General features: G+C 30.0%; 14 protein-coding genes. 4 read left to right on the forward strand and 10 right to left on the reverse strand.

Annotated elements, in window-relative coordinates; translation table 11 throughout:
• Positions 1–50: 50 nt before the first annotated feature.
• The 5 genes from CHB63_RS13670 to nagB form a co-directional block, all read right to left on the reverse strand.
• Complete coding sequence (locus tag CHB63_RS13670; RefSeq protein WP_089379053.1) at positions 51–2,564, reverse strand: DUF5686 and carboxypeptidase-like regulatory domain-containing protein; 2,514 nt, start codon at positions 2,562–2,564, stop codon at positions 51–53.
• A 101-nt stretch (positions 2,565–2,665) separates the two neighbouring features.
• Positions 2,666–3,220: a ribosome recycling factor gene (gene frr, locus CHB63_RS13675; protein WP_089379054.1), complete on the reverse strand. Its 555-nt coding sequence runs from the start codon at positions 3,218–3,220 to the stop codon at positions 2,666–2,668.
• Positions 3,221–3,243: 23 nt separating this feature from the next.
• Positions 3,244–3,951: a UMP kinase gene (gene pyrH, locus CHB63_RS13680; protein ID WP_089379055.1), complete on the reverse strand. Its 708-nt coding sequence runs from the start codon at positions 3,949–3,951 to the stop codon at positions 3,244–3,246.
• Positions 3,952–4,046: 95 nt separating this feature from the next.
• Positions 4,047–6,089, reverse strand: coding sequence for a beta-N-acetylhexosaminidase (locus tag CHB63_RS13685; RefSeq protein WP_089379056.1), 2,043 nt, complete (start codon positions 6,087–6,089; stop codon positions 4,047–4,049).
• Positions 6,090–6,097: 8 nt separating this feature from the next.
• The gene (gene nagB / locus CHB63_RS13690; protein WP_089379057.1) at positions 6,098–8,020 is read right to left on the reverse strand and encodes a glucosamine-6-phosphate deaminase; all 1,923 of its coding nucleotides are present in this window, start codon (positions 8,018–8,020) and stop codon (positions 6,098–6,100) included.
• A gap of 367 nt (positions 8,021–8,387) precedes the next feature.
• Between nagB and CHB63_RS13695 the strand changes: the two genes are divergently transcribed.
• The 4 genes from CHB63_RS13695 (at position 8,388) to CHB63_RS13710 (ending at position 12,751) form a co-directional block, all read left to right on the forward strand.
• Positions 8,388–9,446 (forward strand): sensor histidine kinase, encoded by a 1,059-nt coding sequence (locus CHB63_RS13695; protein WP_245856988.1) that lies wholly within the window; start codon positions 8,388–8,390, stop codon positions 9,444–9,446.
• Positions 9,443–10,165, forward strand: a complete 723-nt coding sequence (locus CHB63_RS13700; protein ID WP_089379058.1) for a LytR/AlgR family response regulator transcription factor — start codon at positions 9,443–9,445, stop codon at positions 10,163–10,165. Before CHB63_RS13695 ends, CHB63_RS13700 begins: the two co-directional genes overlap by 4 nt.
• A gap of 139 nt (positions 10,166–10,304) precedes the next feature.
• Positions 10,305–11,630, forward strand: a complete 1,326-nt coding sequence (locus CHB63_RS13705) for a sugar MFS transporter (protein WP_089379059.1) — start codon at positions 10,305–10,307, stop codon at positions 11,628–11,630.
• A 17-nt stretch (positions 11,631–11,647) separates the two neighbouring features.
• Positions 11,648–12,751, forward strand: coding sequence for an acyltransferase family protein (locus CHB63_RS13710; protein WP_089379060.1), 1,104 nt, complete (start codon positions 11,648–11,650; stop codon positions 12,749–12,751).
• A gap of 51 nt (positions 12,752–12,802) precedes the next feature.
• Here the strand turns inward: CHB63_RS13710 and tsf are convergent, their stop codons facing one another.
• The 5 genes from tsf to polA form a co-directional block, all read right to left on the reverse strand.
• Complete coding sequence (gene tsf / locus CHB63_RS13715; protein WP_089379061.1) at positions 12,803–13,774, reverse strand: translation elongation factor Ts; 972 nt, start codon at positions 13,772–13,774, stop codon at positions 12,803–12,805.
• 49 nt (positions 13,775–13,823) lie between these two features.
• Entirely contained in the window at positions 13,824–14,570 is a 747-nt protein-coding gene (rpsB, locus tag CHB63_RS13720; protein WP_089379062.1) for a 30S ribosomal protein S2, read from the reverse strand.
• Between the two features lie 168 nt (positions 14,571–14,738).
• Positions 14,739–15,125: a 30S ribosomal protein S9 gene (gene rpsI, locus CHB63_RS13725; RefSeq protein ID WP_089379063.1), complete on the reverse strand. Its 387-nt coding sequence runs from the start codon at positions 15,123–15,125 to the stop codon at positions 14,739–14,741.
• 2 nt (positions 15,126–15,127) lie between these two features.
• A complete protein-coding gene (rplM, locus tag CHB63_RS13730) occupies positions 15,128–15,583 on the reverse strand; it encodes a 50S ribosomal protein L13 (RefSeq protein ID WP_089379064.1) in 456 nt (151 codons plus the stop codon).
• 197 nt (positions 15,584–15,780) lie between these two features.
• On the reverse strand, positions 15,781–18,615 hold the full coding sequence (gene polA, locus CHB63_RS13735) for a DNA polymerase I (RefSeq protein ID WP_089379065.1): 2,835 nt from the start codon (positions 18,613–18,615) through the stop codon (positions 15,781–15,783).
• Between the last annotated feature and the right edge of the window lie 24 nt (positions 18,616–18,639).

Consider the following 18,639-nt stretch of genomic DNA (forward strand, 5'->3'; position numbering starts at 1 on the left):
AAAATTTTGGCAAAGGTAATAAAATAGTTTTGCTTTTAACCACTTGATTTTTAAAAACCAAGCCTTAATTTAAAAGTTAGTTTTACAGCTAAATTGTCGCTCCATTCACTGTGATTATAAGCCCCGTACCTATAAAATGAACTTAAGCCAAATCCTTTAAAAAGACTATTAAATTCAAGTCCGCTTTCAAAGTATCCTTTATTCATACTTCTAAAATCTAATCCATTATGATATTCCGGGTTTTTAATATCTCCAATTGCTGCTCTGGTTATTAGAGATAATTGAGGTTTAAATTTAGAGCTAAGTTTAAAAGGTTTAAATTCATGCTTAATATGTATGGCAACAAATTTATCGGATATAAACTCATTATATCCCATTGTTTCAAAACTGTTTTTACCAGCAAAGGTGATGCGTTTTACCCAAGGATTTTTGAAGGTGTAATTCGGTGTAGCGTTGAATAAATGAGAAATTGGAGCGTCTCCAAAAACAATTCCTCCTTCAGTTAAAATTGTTGTTTTTGAGGCTCTAAGTCTATTAATTTTATGTAAGATTCTTAAATTTACTTGTGTAAAATCAAATTGGCCATTTAGTAAATCATCGAAACTTTTTGTTAGTTGAAAAGTGAACTGGGGAAATTCATTTTTAATTTTAAGTTTACCTATCGGCGAGTTCATGTATTCATTTTTTGGATTGTATTGTAATCCAAATGTTGCAGTAGTTAGTTTATAATTTATTAAATTTTTGCTTTCAGAAATATATTGATAATTAAATACTGGTAAATATTCTCCTGTGCTAAACTGAATTTTAGTTTCTAAATTTGGTTGAATATCATGTTCTAAAAAAGCGTTTACAGTTTTATAATTATAAAACTTGTCAATATTTAAATTTCTTGGATTTATTGGTGAAAAGGAATTATTTTCTTTTATAAAATCTAAAGCGGCAGCCTCTTTTAAATCATTTGTGAAATTGGCTCCTAGCCAAGTATTTTTTTCTTTATTTAATCTGGTTGAGGCGCCAATACTGTATTTAAAATCTTTGTCTTTTGTACCATAGGCAATGTACGATTCAATTTTAAAAGTATTTGAAAAGTTAGAATTTGTTTCACCTCCAAAACCTAATCGTAACCCTTCATAATTATTTAGGTTTAGAATTTTTCCTAGGTTTAGATTAAAATATTTTGTTGGATAATAGCCTTTTAAAACATTTCTAGCTAAATTTATTTTTTTTCCTACACCTTCCTTCTCTGCAACACTATCTAAAAATATATAGGTGGCTTCACCTCGTTTTGTTAGTGTGTCAGTTCTGTAAGAATTCCAAAATTCTTCTGTTCTTTTATGTGCGTTGTCTTCAAATTGAATAGTTGAAGATGAACTTTTTACAATTACAGGTGTATTTATTGAGATGTTAGAATTTACCGATTTTGAAATAAAATAGGAGACATCACCCCCATCGTTTTTTTGCGTGTTAATAATTGAATCACTTTTTTTACTTTTCGAAAATTTTACAGTACCTCCAAACAATGAAATGTTTTCCTCATTTTCACCCTTTCTTAAAACTATATTCATTTCACTTGGGAACCAAATATTATATTTCTTTTTAAAAATATAATTTTGGGTTGCTTTTACATTAACTATACCTTTTAACTCTGCTATTGCTTTAGTAATTGCATATTCTTTAGTGTCAATATATAAAACGCCTTCAATACCAAGAACTTCTTTCTTTTCTTTAGGCTTAAAATAAATAAGAATTGATTCTCCATTTCCGTTATTTATAGTGTCTAATATTTTGTAATTGTAATGTTTTAAAGCATTATCAGCAATTGGATTGATGTATTTTGTCCCAGCAATTATATATACTTCATTATAAAAAGAAAAATCCTGAAAAGTAATTGCTAATAACTCATAAATAGGTTGTTTTAAACCGGCCATTCTAGAAGCCAGTACCACTTCTTTTTTCTTCTTTCCTTTTTGAAATTGAAACTCTGAAACTTTTTCAGAGATGTACATGTGCTGTTTTACAATTTCCTTTTTAAATTTGAAATTAGAGGAGTCCAGTTTATGGAATTCTTTTTTTCCGTCTTTTTTAATGATAAAAACGGAGTCTATTTTTCCATCAATAGAATCAGGGTTTGCAGTAACTAAAATTTTATTATAAGTATTAAACTTAAAAGAACTTAACGATTTTTCTATGTTATTTCTTGGTTTATTTTTTATAGTATTTCTAATAATTCTAAGTGCAGGATTTTCTTTTGCAGTTATTAAAACTTCATTTAAACTTTCCACAGAAGCGGTTAATTTTATAGTTATAAACCGATCTTTAATATCAATTGGAACAGATGCAGATTTGTAACCAATATAAGAAATAGTAATATTATTAAATGGGTTTTTGGTCTGAATAGAGAATTTTCCATCAACATCTGAAAGTGAACCAAAGTTTGTATTTGTTACAACTGACGCAAAGGGTAAAGGTTTATTTGTTTTACTGTCTAAAACTATTCCTTGAATTTGATTTTGGGAAAAAGATAAAATGGGAATTAAAAAAATTAAGAGTAAAACTTTTTTCATCTTATGGTTTTTATAAAGACTTAACAAATATATGAGAATAAAAAAGCACTCAAATGAGTGCTTCTAGCTTTTATGATAAGTTTAACTTTAATAAAATAGAATTAAACCTTCATTATTTCTTCGTCTTTTATCTTATAAAGATCTTCAACTTCTTTTGAGTATTTATCAGTTAAATTTTGAATATCAACTTCAGCATTCGCTTTCATATCTTCAGAAGCATCAGTTTTTTTAATTTCATGCATTGCTTCTCTACGGTCATTTCTAATACTAACTTTAGCATCTTCTGCTTCAGCTTTAGCTTGTTTAGAAAGTTCTTTACGTCTTTCTTCAGTTAAAGCGGGTACGTTAATAATAACTATTTCTCCATTGTTCATTGGATTGAAACCTAAATTAGCAATCATAATTGCTTTTTCAATTTCATGAAGCATATGTTTTTCCCAAGGCTGAACAGTAATAGTGTGCGCATCCATAGTACTCACATTTGCTACTTGTGTTAAAGGAGTTTGAGTGCCATAATAATCTACGGTTACACTACCTATCATTGCAGGACTTGCTTTACCAGCTCTAATATTTCTAAAAGCCTTTTCCAAATGCGCTATTGCATTTTGCATTAATTCTTTTGTACTGTCTATTATAAAGTTTAATTCTTCGTTCATAATTGAAAAACTTAATTTAATTCTTATTTATCAACTTTTGTTCCAATGTTTTCTCCAGATACAACTTTTTCAAGATTTCCTTGAGTGTTCATGTCAAAAACAATGATTGGCAAATTATTTTCCTGACTTAATGTAAATGCAGTAGTATCCATTATTTTTAAACCTTTATTTATTGCATCTTCATAAGTAATAGAGTCCAATTTTATCGCGTTTTTATTTTTTTCAGGATCTTCAGTATAGATTCCATCAACTCTTGTTCCTTTTAAAATTACATCTGCATTTATCTCAATTGCTCTTAATACTGCAGCTGTATCTGTTGTAAAATATGGATTTCCTGTTCCACATCCAAAAATAACTACACGTCCTTTTTCTAAATGACGAACAGCTCTTCTTTTAATAAATGGTTCAGCAACCTGCTCCATTTTAATGGCAGTTAGCAATCGGGTTTTAACCCCGGCAGTTTCTATAGCGCTTTGCAAAGCCAATCCGTTAATGGCTGTTGCAAGCATCCCCATATAATCACCCTGAACTCTATCTATTCCGTTACTTGCTCCTGCAACACCTCTAAAAATATTTCCTCCACCAATTACAATTGCGACTTCAATACCTTGATCAACAATGTTTTTTATTTCTTGTGCGTATTCTGATAACCTTTTTGGATCAATACCATGTTGGCGATCTCCCATTAGAGCTTCACCACTTAGTTTTAATAGAATTCTTTTATAAGCCATATTTTCTTTGAAAGTTATGCAAATATAAGAAATACTTTAGAAGTAATTATATGAAATGTTACTGTGAAATGGAAGAAATATTTATTTTTTGATATTTATTTTTTTTCATTAATTAAAAAAGTAGTAAGTTTTTTTAAATCTTGGAATATGATTAATTCTACATCTACCACTGGATTTTTAATTTTTAAAAGTTGTTCTTTAGAGTTATTTAAATCAACTTTTTTTAATTTTTCAGAATCAATAATTGATAAAAGAGTAGTTGCAATTTCAGATAAATTTTTTGAAATAGGTTCAATATCTCTTAGTATTGGACTCTTTTTTTTCATTAGTATAAATTGACTATAATTGTCCGACCATTTTTTTAAATAAGCAATAATTTCCTTTTTGCTATTTTCGTTACTAGTTGAAATAAAGTCATTTACTAACTTGTTAAAAATAATTCCATCACTTGCATCTGCTGAACATGCATCTGCAAATAATGTAAAAGGTGAAAAGGTTTTATATTCTGTTCCTCCTTTATTTCTAGAATATATTTTTATAGGTTCGTATATTTTAGTTAAGGTTTTTAACCACTCAATATTTTGGTTATTAGTAATGTTTCTTAAAATTACATCTCTGTTTCTAATATGGTTTATTCCTAGTTCTTCCAATCTAAAACTTATAGTTTCTAATCGTTTATACATATTAGATACATCAGTAACTTCTTCTGAAGACCAAAGGCGTTCTGCTATTGCAGCAGTTCTAGGCCATATTCTAGAATCTATTGTTAAACTGGTTACTAATTCACTCCACATTGTCGCTTCCCCGCCTAAAATACGAGCCTTTTCTTCAGCGGTTAAATTGTTGTTTTTAGGTAAAGGATTAACTAAATAATGATCAATAGCAGGTTGCATTAAATCTATATAATAACCATCCGAAAGAACTGTTTTATACCCTTTTTCAGCTGCTTTTTCTAAAGAACTTCCTCCTTCAATACCCTCATTTTCTCCTTTCCAAGAATGAATTAATGCCGTGATTGGCATATTATCAGTCATTATTTCTTCCCAGCCCATTACTAACTTTCCATGTTTTGCTAAAATATCTGCTAAACGTATATTCATATATGTTTGTAAGTCATGGTTTGACTCTAAATTGTTTACCTTTTTAAATTCCTGAATATGTTCGTTTTCATCCCAATGTTTCCCTTCATTTTCATCTCCCCCAATGTGAAAATATTTATCAGGAAATAGCAACGCCATTTCTCCAAATAAATCACCTAAAATTTCATAGGTTTTTTCATTTGTTGGATCTAATGTAGGATCAAAAATCCCTGAAAATCTTTCAATTGAATAGCTAGTATCTTTACTTCCTATTTCAGGATATGCGGTTAAAATTGCGGTTGCATGACCTGGAACATCTACTTCCGGTATAACTCTAATCCCTCTTTCGCCTGCATATTTTACAATATCTTTAATTTGTTCTTGGGTATAATACAAACCATCTGAGCCTAATTCGTGTAATTTGGGATGCGTTTTAGATTCTATTCTAAAACCCTGATCATCTGTTAAATGCCAATGAAAAACATTCATTTTAACGGCTGCCATAGCATCTAAATTTCGTTTTATAACATCTACAGGTTCAAAATGGCGTGCAACATCTATCATTAAACCACGCCATGTAAATCTTGGAGAATCCTTAATGGTTGCTGCTGTAAAGTAATATGAATTTTCATTATTATTAACCAATTGTAGCAGGGTTTCTAATGCATGGAGAACTCCTAAATCTGTAATTGCAGTAATTTTAATAGTACTTTTTGTTACTTCTAAATGATAAGATTCATCTTCATTAACTACCAAATTTCCTATTCGTTGAAAGGAGATTTCTAAGGAAGGATTAAGAATTTCTTGAGTTGTAAATGCAAAACCTTCATCTATAAAAACGCCTGTTCTTCCACTAAGTCTTCTTAAAAATTTTGTGGTTGCAATTTTTATTCTTTCAGAAGAATTATTTGAAATTCCAATGTTAAAGTTGGGTTCAATAATAAATTGCTCATTACCAATGGTAATTTCTTGAGGCCAAGGCATTAAATTCAATTCATTTTTTTGAGCTATACCCAAATTTGAAACGATAGCTAGAATAACGAAAATAAGTTTTTTCATAATAAATTTTAATAGTGATATCTTTTAAAAGCCTCTAAAGCTTCATAATCGGCTAAACCTAGGTTATTATATTTAATTGCAGTCTCATTATTTCTTTCTTCTGCCCTTACCCAAAATTCCCTTGTGTCATTTCCTTGAAACATTACACCATCTTTTTGAGATTGATGGTAGAATATAGCTTTACGTTTTTTTAATACTTGATCTGGACTCATAGGTACCGCCATGTCAATTTGATGAATGTCCCATTCGTGCCAAGCACCTCTATACAACCAAACCCAACAATCTTTCATATAATCATGGTGTTTTAATTCTTTTAAGGCTGCAAAAATTGCATCTAAGCATACTTTATGAGTTCCATGTGGGTCGGCCAAATCTCCTGCGGCATAAATTTGATGTGGTTTAACTTCAGCAATTAATTTTGAAACAATATCTATATCTATTTTGCTTAAAGGTTTCTTTTTTACTGTTCCCGTTTCATAAAAAGGAAGGTTTAAAAAATGCACATTTTTATCAGGCACACCAATAAAACGAGTTGCAGCAAAAGATTCTCTTTTTCTAATGTAACCCTTAAGTTTTCTAACTTCTATCTCATCCTCAACATCTTCTTTCTTTGAAATTATTTTATTGATTAAAGCATCAATATTTAGATTTGTTGAATTTACATCTTTAATAACTTCAGCAAATTTTAAAGCTTCTGAATTTGAAACTGCAATATTTCCAGATGTTTGATAAGCAACATGTACTTCATGTCCTTGAGATACGAGTCTATCAAATGTTCCTCCCATGGATATTACATCATCATCTGGATGTGGGCTAAAAATAATGACTCTTTTTTTAACTGGATTTGCTCTTTCTGGTCTTGATGAATCATCTGCATTCGGTTTTCCACCTGGCCAACCTGTAATAGTGTGCTGTAATTTATTAAACATTTTAATGTTTATATCATATGCAGAACCTTCTTGAGCGAGTAAACTTGACATTCCATTATTATTATAATCTTTATCTGTCAATTTTAGGATTGATTTTTTTGTTAGTTGACACAGCCAAACAATGGCTTTACTAGTTAATTCTTCATCCCAAATACAAGGACCAACTAACCAAGGTGTGTTTAATCGAGTTAAATCTTGGGCTGCTTCATCATTTAAAATAAATGTGGTGTTTGGATGATCTTGTAGATAAGTGGCTGGTACTTCTGAAGTAATTTCCCCTTCAATTGTTTCTTTAACTACAGAAGCTTTGTTGTGTCCCCACGCTAATAAAATAATTCTTTTGGCTTTTTTAACGGTACCAATACCCATTGTAATCGCTTTTTTAGGGACGTTATTAATTCCTAAAAATGAAGGAGCAGCATCAGCTCTTGTTAAATGATCCAGTGTAATGCTTCGTGTGCCGGAGTTATAATGAGATCCTGGTTCGTTAAACCCGATATGACCGGTTCTTCCAATCCCTAAAAGCTGAAAATCAAGTCCTCCAATTTCTTTAATTTTTAAATCGTAATCAATACAATATTGGTGTAAATCTTCAGCAGAAACTGTTCCACAAGGGATGTTGATATTTGCAGGATCTATATCTACATGATTAAATAAATGCTGATGCATAAAATAGTAATAGCTGTGCACACTATTTTTATCCATCGGATAGTATTCATCTAAGTTAAATGTAATAACATTAGAAAAACTTAATCCTTCCTCCTTATGCATCCTAACTAATTCTTCATATACCTTAATTGGAGAAGAACCTGTTGCAAGGCCAAGAATACAAACTTTATTTTCGGCTTGCTTACTTCTAATTAAATTGGCAATTTCTTGTGCTACACAAATTGAGCCTTCTTCAGAGTTAGAAAAAACAATATTGTGTATTTTTTCAAATCTGGTATCTTCAAATTGACCAGGAGTTTGATGCTCAATACTTATTTTAGATATAGTTTTCATAAAAAGAATTATTATATAGTAAAGTTAATAAATACTAAATGTTTGAAATTATTTATTCGACTAAAAGCATAGAATTAACTATAAATAACAAACCGGAAAGTATAATTACCTTCTGTTTACATTATTTATATGATAATATTTCAGATAGCTTTTAGTGCTGTAATTTTTTCGGTATTAATTTATTAGAAATTGTTTTTATTTTTAATGTGCAAATCATATGAATAAGCCATAATTTTAATTAATTTAGATTTTGTAAAGCAGAAAGGTTTAAAATGAATTTTAAAAAGAAAATTTACAAATAACAAAAAAACAGCCAAAAAGATAGATTGGAATATGATTATAAACTTTAACATTTAAAGCGTAAAAATTGAGTTATTTTAAATTAAAATGGTTTAAAAATACAAGTAGTATCATCCCAACAAAATATCATATTTTATTTTGGTTTAGTTATTTCATATTTAATGTAATTAGATGGGGAAGTTATTTTGATGATTATTGGTATTCCTTAAAATCTAATTTAGTAGAATTTCCTTTACACATAGTAATCGTGTATTTTAATATTTATTATTTAATTCCAAAATACATTTTAACCAGAAAATTTAAACGTTATATTCTCTTTCTTTTACTTTCATTGTTCATATTATATTCCATTAGAACTGGTTTAAATTTTTTATTAGTAACTAAAAATATTTGGCCCGAAGCTGAAGGCTCACAACAAGCATTTACATTTAACCATATTGTTGCTGTAATTTTGGGTGAATTATATGTAGTTGCTTTAGTTTCTGCCATTAAATTAGGGTTTGATTGGATTTATGAAAAAAGAAGAGCAGAAGAGTTTCAAAAAATACAACTAAGAACTGAGTTAGATTTGTTGAAATCTCAAATTCAGCCACACTTTTTTTTTAACACCTTAAATAACTTGTATGCATTAACTTTAGAAAAATCTGATGTTGCTCCAGAAGTTGTATTGAAGCTTTCCGATATTATGCAATACATTTTATATGATGTTAAAGAGCCTTTTATTAATCTTTATGACGAGATTAATTACATTCAAAATTATTTAGATTTAGAAAAGTTGCGTTATGGAGATCGAGTAAGTTCAAAAATAAAAATTACAGGTGATATTGAAAACATTAAAGTCCCACCTTTATTATTTTTACCATTTATTGAAAATTGTTTTAAGCATGGTTCCAAGGAAAATGAATTAATTGAGGTAGAAATAGCTTTTGAAGTTTTAAAAGATAATATGCTTAAATTTAAAGTTGAAAACAATTTTAATGAGTTTTATAAATCTAATAAAAAACATGGCATAGGGATTAAAAATGTAAAAAGAAGGCTAGAATTGTTATTTAACAATAAATTTCAACTTAAAACAACTATTAAAAAAAACAACTATTTGGTTAGTTTAAAAATTCCAATTCAATGATAATTAGATGTATAATTATAGATGATGAGCCTTTAGCCATTTCAGTGATTAAAAATCATTTGAGTGAATTTCAAAATATTGAACTAATTGCTACTTTTAATACGGCAATTTCGGCTTTGCAAACAATTGAAGAAAATGAAATAGATGTCATATTTTTAGATATTAATATGCCTAAAATGAGTGGATTAGAATTTTTAAGAACGATTTCTGTGAAACCGCATATCGTAATTACAACCGCTTATAGAGAATTTGCCGTTGAAAGTTTTGATTTGGACGTGTTGGATTATTTAGTAAAACCTATTCCCTTTGGAAGGTTTTTGAAAGCTATTAATAAAATTCAAGCAAGAATAAATTTAGAGAAAGAAAAACTAACCGATATTGTTATAAAAGAAGAACCCTTTATTTTTTTGAAAGTAAATAAAAAAATGATGAAAATTAAACTGAATGATATTTTATATATTGAAAGTTTAAAAGATTATATAAAGGTATTTACTAGAATTGAAAATTATTTGGTACACAAATCTATGACTAGTATTTCTGAAGAATTACCAAGTGATAATTTTTTAAGAATTCATAGGTCGTTTACAATTGCGATCAATAAAATTACTTCGGTAGAAGGGAACACTGTAGAAATAGATAAAAAAAGAATTCCAATTGGTAGAAATTATCTGGTTCAAGCAAAGCATAAAATATTTAATAGCACTGATTTTGCGGATTAATGTATCCTAATAAAAATCGTTTATGTTTGATTAGGTTAAGTTCAGCTATGTTTTTATGCCGATTAGAGAAAATTGTTTCTAAAACATATTTTTAATATTATCTTAGAAGAATATTCTTTAACAAATTATACAATCAAATATGTCTACAACCAATCACCTCAATTCTAATAAAAATAACACATTAATTCCTATACTTATTATAGCTGGATTGTTTTTTATATTCGGGTTTGTAACCTGGATAAATGGTGCATTAATTCCGTTTATGAAAACCATTAACGAATTAACTTCAGCACAATCATTTTTAGTTGCTTCAGCTTCGTATATTTCGTTTGTAGTAATGGCTTTACCAGCTTCATATATATTAAATAAAATTGGTTATCGAAAAGGAATGTCACTTGGTTTATTTGTTATGGCAATTGGAGCATTGGTTTTTATACCAGCAGCAGAGGCCAGAACTTATTGGGTGTTTTTAGCAGGAATTTTTATTCAGGGAATGGGTATGACATTGTTACAAACAGCATCAAATCCATACATTACAATTTTAGGTCCAATAGAAAGTGCCGCTAAAAGAATTGCAATTATGGGAATTGCGAACAAAGTTGCAGGAGCTTTAGGATCGTTAATATTTGGAGCAATATTATTATCTGGTATTGATGAGATTAAAGAAAAACTTAATAATGTTGATGCTACTGAAAAGGCACAATTATTAGATACAATGGCAGATAGTGTTGTTATGCCATATATTATTATGGCAGTTGTTCTTTTTATCTTAGGAATTTTGATTAGAAAAGCTCCATTACCTCACGTAGAAGCAGAACCGATTGAAGAAGTTGTTGAAGGAGAAACCACTAAAACGAGTATTTTTCAATTTCCACATTTATGGTTGGGTGTATTGACGTTATTTGTTTACGTTGGTGCTGAGGTTATTGCTGGAGATACAATTATTGCGTACGGAATTTCTTTAGGAATATCTGGTGATGAAGCAAAATATTTTACAACATTTACACTAATGGCAATGGTTGCAACTTATGCCTTGGGAGTGTTTTTAATTCCAAAATATATAAACCAGGCATTAGCATTAAAATTAAGTGCTGTTTTAGGAATCGTATTAACTTTTTGTATTGTTTTTACAACTGGATTTATTTCAATTTTATTTGTTGCAGCTTTAGGTGTGGCAAATGCATTGGTATGGCCCGCTGTCTGGCCCTTAACATTAAAAGGATTAGGTAAATTCACAAAAACGGCCTCAGCTTTATTAATTATGGCAATTTCTGGGGGTGCAATTATCCCTCCGTTATACGGAAAATTAGTAGACGGTAAAAAACTAGAATTGATAACTCAAGGACTGAGCGAAGCAGCTGCTTCTGCAGAATCTGCAACTTCTGGGTATTGGATTTTATTACCTTGTTATCTTATCATATTGTATTATGCCATTTCTGGGCATAAATTAGGATTAAAAAAATAATTTATAAAGTTTTTAATATGGCTGCTCAACGTTTAATAGCTCTTGATGTGATGAGAGGACTTACAATTGCATTAATGATTATGGTTAACACTCCAGGTAATTGGAGTTATGTATATCCACCATTGTTACACTCTAAATGGAATGGTTGTACTCCAACCGATTTAGTTTTTCCGTTTTTCTTGTTTATTGTTGGTGTATCAATGTGGTTTTCTTTTAAAAAATTTGATAAAGGAATTACAAAGAAATCACTTTACAAAGTATTAAAACGATTTTCAATAATGTTTTTGTTAGGTGTTTTTTTGAATGCTTTTCCAAAGTTCGATTTTGAAAATTTACGTTATTTAGGAGTTTTGCAGCGGATTGCAATTGCTTATCTAATAGGTGCGCTTTTATGTATGCAATTCAATTACAAACAATTACTATTTATTTTTAGCGGAATATTGTTAGGGTATTGGGGATTGTTATTTTTTGGATCTGCAGAAGCTCCGTTTGAATTGTCAACTAATTTTGTTCGTGAAGTAGATTTGCTTTTATTTGGGAAAAACCATTTGTATAGCGGTTTTGGGATTCCTTTTGATCCTGAAGGCCTTCTTTCTTCTATACCTTCTGTAGGCACTCTATTATTAGGTTATTTCTCAGGAAGATTAATTGAGTTGTCTGGAGATACAATGGTAGCAGTTAAAAAATTATTAATGTATGGAGCAGTTTTTGTATTTATTGGTTTTATTTGGAGTTTTTTATTCCCAATAAATAAACCTTTATGGTCTAGTTCTTACGTTTTGTATGCTGGTGGTTGGGCTATGGTATTTTTAGCATTTTTATTATGGATAATTGATGTGAAAAGTTTTAAAAAATGGGCAGTTCCATTTATCCATTTTGGTACAAATCCGTTAGCTATATATATGTTTTCTGGAATTTATGTTTCAGTAATTGCATATTTTGTTCGTATTCAAATTGCTTCAGGTGAAATTTTGAATGGATATGGTTATTTATATTCTGAAATATTTGTACCATTAGCTGGTAATATGAATGGTTCCTTATTATTTGCAATTACACATATTATCTTCTTTTGGTTTCTCACTTATATTTTATATAGACGAAAAATTTTCATAAAGATATAAAACAAAAAAACCTCACAATTGTGAGGTTTTTTTGTTTTATAAAGCATTTAATTATGCTATAGAAACTCTTTTAAAGTCTACTACAGACACATCATCACCAATAGTTTTTACATATTCTGCAACGGTTAATTTTTCATCTTTAATGAAAACTTGATCTAATAGACATTTTTCAGTATCTAAAGTTGTATTATCAGAAATAAATCTTTCTAATTTTCCAGGAAGAATTCTATCCCAAATTGCTTCAGGTTTGCCTTCTGCTTTTAATTCCTCTTGTAATTTTAATTTGGTTTGCTCAATAACCTCATCAGTTAATTGAGATCTTGAAATAAAAGTAGGAACATTTTTAAGTGTTTTACCTAATCTTCCTAATTCAATGTTATCCTTTTCGATTACAGCAATTCTAGCTTCAGTTTCAGAAGCAACAAATTCTGGATCAAAATCTTTGTAAGATAAAATAGAAGCTCCCATTGCGGCAGCTTGCATAGAAAGGTCTTTAGCTACAACATCAACACCATCTACATTTGCAGATAATGCTGTGATAGCAGCAATTTTATTTCCAGCGTGAATGTAAGAACCAACAAATTCACCAGTTACTTTTTCAAAAGCACCAATTTCTAATTTTTCACCAATTACTCCAGTTTGCTCAATTAATTTTTCAGCAACTGTCATTCCTCCAAAATCAGCAGCTAAAAATTCATCTTTTGAATCACAGTTTACTGCAATTGCAGCAAATTCTTTAGCTAATGCAACAAAAGCATCGTTTTTAGCAACAAAGTCAGTTTCACATTTCAATGAAATGATAGCCCCAACAGTTTTAGCTTCATTAACGCTTGCAATAACTGCTCCTTCTGCTGTATCTCTATCAGCTCTTTTATCAGCTACTTTTTGTCCTTTTTTACGTAAGATATCTACTGCTTTGTCAAAATCTCCTTCTGCTTCAACAAGTGCATTTTTACAGTCCATCATACCAGCTCCGGTAGATTTTCTTAAATTGTTTACTTCTGCGGCTGTAATTTTTGCCATTTTTTTTACTATTTTTTATTGAATTTTAAATTCAACTATTTTACATTAATTATTTTTTCACTGCTGTTTTAGCTTCAGCTTTAGCATCTGCTACTTTTTCTTTACCAGCTTTTCTTTCTGCTAAACCTTCAGTAATTGAATCAGTTATATAACCTAAAACTTTTTCAATAGATTTTGAAGCATCATCATTTGCAGGTACAACATAATCAATTCCTCTTGGATCTGAGTTTGTATCAATCATTGCAAAAATTGGAATGTTTAAGTTTTTAGCTTCTGCAACAGCAATGTGCTCTTTTTTAACATCAACTACAAAAATTGCACCTGGTAAACGTGTCATATCTGTAATAGAACCTAAGTTTTTCTCAAGTTTTTCACGTTGACGGTTAATTTGTAATTTTTCTCTTTTTGAAAGTGCATCAAAAGATCCATCTAACTTCATTCTATCAATAGTAGCCATTTTTTTAACAGCTTTTCTAATAGTAATAAAGTTTGTTAACATACCACCTGGCCATCTTTCAGTGATGTAAGGCATGTTGATGCTTTTTGATTTTTCAGCAATAATTTCTTTTGCTTGTTTTTTCGTAGCTACGAAAAGGATTTTTCTCCCAGATGTTGCAATTTTCTTTAAAGCTTCAGCAGCTTCTTCAATTTTTGCAGAAGTTTTGTAAAGGTCGATAATGTGAACACCGTTACGTTCTCCATAAATGTAAGGAGCCATGTTTGGATCCCATTTTCTAGTAAGGTGTCCAAAGTGCACACCTGCATCTAATAATTCTTTAATTTCAATATTTGCCATTTGTATTTAGTTTACGTTCCGTTGAGTTAGCAATAGGGAAGTAGCGGTAAACCGATCTTCCCTATTTGGATGCTAAACTTATTTACAGTCATTGACTGATCAACGACAACTTTGTTTTTAATTTCAATGAACCACCAAATAATTTGGTGTACCAATTTAATAAAACGATTAACGTTTTGAGAATTGGAATTTTTTTCTTGCTTTCTTTTGACCGAATTTTTTACGTTCAACCATTCTTGGGTCTCTAGTAAGTAATCCTTCTGGTTTAAGAATTGCTCTATTTTCTGGATCTAACTCAACTAAAACTCTAGAAATTCCTAATCTAATTGCTTCAGCTTGTCCAGTTATACCACCACCAAAAACATTAATTTTAATGTCAAATGCAGTTGCATTATCAGTTAAGTTTAACGCTTGCATTATTTTGTATTGTAAATGCGGAGTTGTAAAGTAGTTTTTATAGTCTTTTTTGTTAACCACAATGTTTCCTTTTCCTTCTGAAACGTAAACACGAGCAACAGCTGTTTTTCTTCTACCTATTTTGTGTATTGTATCCATTATTATTTAAGATCGTTAGGGTTAATAACTTTAGGTGTTTGTGCAGTTTGTTGGTGTTCTGTACCAGCATATACGTACAGATTTTTGTACAAAGCACTTCCTAATTTGTTTTTTGGTAACATCCCTTTAACTGCTTTTTCTACAAGACGTGTTGGGTCTTTTTCAAACATTTCTGTTGCAGTTAATGATCTTTGTCCTCCTGGATAACCTGTGTGACGAATGTAAGATTTGTCACTCCATTTCTTTCCAGATAATGTAATTTTCTCTGCGTTGATAACCACTACATTGTCTCCACAATCTACGTGAGGAGTGTAATTTGGCTTGTATTTACCTCTAATTAGCATTGCTATTTTAGAAGCTAGACGACCCAACGTTTGGCCGTCTGCATCAACTAATACCCACTCTTTAGTAACGGTATTTTTGTTAGCTGACACTGTTTTGTAACTTAATTTATTCACAATTAAATTCTTTGTTATAGTTAAACATTATTTTTTGTCCCTAAAAAGGGAGTGCAAATGTACAAACAATTATTTATATAACAAACAGTAAGTTAGCAATATTTTATTCTGAAGTTATTTGGCTAAAATCAATAGGTAAAAGCTTGTTTTTAGAAACTTTACGACTTTTCAACTTGTCAACTTTGTAACTAATTTTTTTAATGAGCTTCTAACCAATTTTTACCTTCTCCTAAATCAACAGTTAGCGGTACAGAAAGTTTAAATGCACTTTCCATTTTTTGTTTTATTATAGGCTTTAATTGTTCTAATTCTGCATTGTGCATATCAAAAACCAATTCATCATGAATTTGTAATAACATTTTGGTTTTGTAATTTCCTTCAGTTAAAAATTTATGAATATGAATCATTGCAATTTTAATAATATCTGCAGCGCTTCCTTGAATTGGTGCGTTTACAGCATTTCGTTCATCACCTGACCGAACAATGGCATTATGCGAATTGATATTTTTTAAGTATCTGCGACGGTTTAAAATTGTTTCAACATAACCATTGTCACGAGCAAAATCAACCTGATTTGCAATATATTGTTTTAGTTTCGGGAAATTTTTGTAGTAATTATCGATTAACTCTTTTGCTTCAGACCTAGATTTATTTAATTGTTGCGCTAAAGTAAAAGCACCTTGTCCATAAATGATTCCAAAATTTACAGCTTTTGCATCTCCACGTTGTGAACGTGTCACTTCATTTAAAGGAATCCCAAAAACTTTAGCTGCAGTTGCTGCGTGAATATCTTCTCCTCTTTTAAATGATTCAATCATACTTTCATCTTCGCTAAGTGCTGCAATTATTCGTAATTCAATTTGAGAATAATCGGCAGCTACTAAAGTGTATGCTTCATTTCTTGGAACAAAGGCTTTTCTAACTAAGCGTCCTCTCTCAGTTCTTATAGGAATATTTTGAAGATTAGGATTGTTAGAACTCAATCTTCCTGTTGAGGCAACTGTCTGACTGTAAGTTGTATGGATTCTTCCAGTAATTACATTTACTTCATTTGGCAAGGCATCAACATAGGTGTTTTTTAATTTTACCAAACCACGCCATTCCAATATTTCTTGAACAATTAAATGTTTGGGGGCTAATTTTGATAAAATTTCTTCACCAGTTGCATATTGCCCAGTCTTTGTTTTTTTGGGTTTATCAACTAATTTTAAATGATCAAATAAAACATCTCCTAATTGTTTTGGAGAAGCTAAATTAAATTCAACACCAGCCTCTTTAAAAATTTTACTTTCTAATTTTTGAATATCATTGGTTAGCTCTTCAGATAAAGAATTTAAAAATTGAGCGTCTAATTTTATGCCTTCTAATTCCATTGATGCTAAAACGCGCAATACTGGAATTTCAATGTCATTATAAAGTTTAGTGAGATTAAGGTCTTCTAATTTTTTTTCAAAAATGCTTTTTAATTGAAAAATAATATCAGCATTTTCAGTAGCGTACTCAGCTTGTTTCTTTAAATCGATTTCACGAATTGAAAGTTGATTTTTACCTTTTTTACCAATAAAATCTGTTAAGTTAATAGGTTGGTAATTTAAATAAGTTTCAGACAACACATTTAAATCATGTCGCATATCTGGTTGTAAAAGATAATGCGCTAATTGAGTATCAAATAGATTTCCTTTTAGTTGAATACCATTGTTGCTAAGAATTTTAATTGTTTGTTTTGTTTCCTGACCAATTTTTTCAATTGCTTCATTTTCAAAAAATGGTCGAAATTCCTCCAATATATTTTTAGATTCTTTTTTGTTGATTGGAATGGATACATAATATCCTTTTCCTTTTTCATAAGAGAAAGCCAATCCAACTATCTCAGCATCAAAACAATTGGTTCCAATGGTTTCAATATGAAAACTAACAGATTTTTGTTGAATTAATTTTTGCAGTAATAATTTTCTTGAAAATGGAGTCGCTACAAATTGATATAAATGATCTAAATTTTCGTTTGATCTATATCCCGAAATTTCTTTTTCTTCTTGTTGGTTTTCAATAGGAGTTGAAAATAAATCAAATTGCTGATTGGATGAATGCTCTGTTTTTTGAGGAATAGTAACCACTTCTTTTTCATTCGTAGAGTTAGCTTCAGTATGATTTTTAAATATTTTAGGAAGACTTTCAGCAATTCTTCTAAATTCTAATTCTTTAAAAATCTCATTTGTTTTTTGAAGATCTGGATGGTTTAATTCAAAATTTTCTTCGTGAAATTCAACTGGGCAATCTAAAATAATTGTTGCTAATTCTTTAGATAGTAAGCCAAGTTCTTTGTTAGCTTCAATCTTTTCTTTCATTTTGCCTTTTAACTCGTGGGTATTTGCTAAAAGATTTTCCATGCTACCATATTCTTTTAAGAATTTTTTTGCAGTCTTATCTCCAACTCCCGGTAATCCAGGAATGTTATCTACAGCATCACCCATCATACCAAGATAATCTATTACCTGTTCCGGTCGATCAACTTCAAATTTTGCTTGTACTTCTGGAATTCCCCAAATTTCTATACCATTTCCCATTCTTGCCGGTTTGTACATAAAAATATTTTCAGAAACCAGTTGAGCAAAATCCTTATCGGGAGTTACCATAAATGTTTGATAACCTGCTTTTTCTGCTTGTTTAGAAAGTGTTCCAATTAAATCATCAGCTTCAAATCCTGGTTTTTCAATAATTGGAATATGCATTGCTTCCAGTATTTTATGAATATAGGGAATCGCAATTTTTATAGCTTCGGGTGTTGACTGTCGGTTTGATTTATATTCAGGAAAAGCCTCATTTCTGGTTAAAGAACCACCATTGTCAAATGCAACTGCTAAATGATCTGGATTTTCTCTTTTTATTACATCTAACAAAGAATTTGTAAACCCTAATATTGCGGAAGTATCCATTCCTTTGGAGTTTATTCTTGGGTTTTTTATAAGGGCATAATAACCACGAAAAATTAAGGCATATGCATCTAAAAGGAAAAGGCGTTTTTTACTCATAATAAATAGGGTAGGTTATTGTAATTA

The organism is Lutibacter flavus (assembly GCF_900188355.1).
GTDB classification, from domain to species: Bacteria; Bacteroidota; Bacteroidia; order Flavobacteriales; family Flavobacteriaceae; genus Lutibacter; species Lutibacter flavus.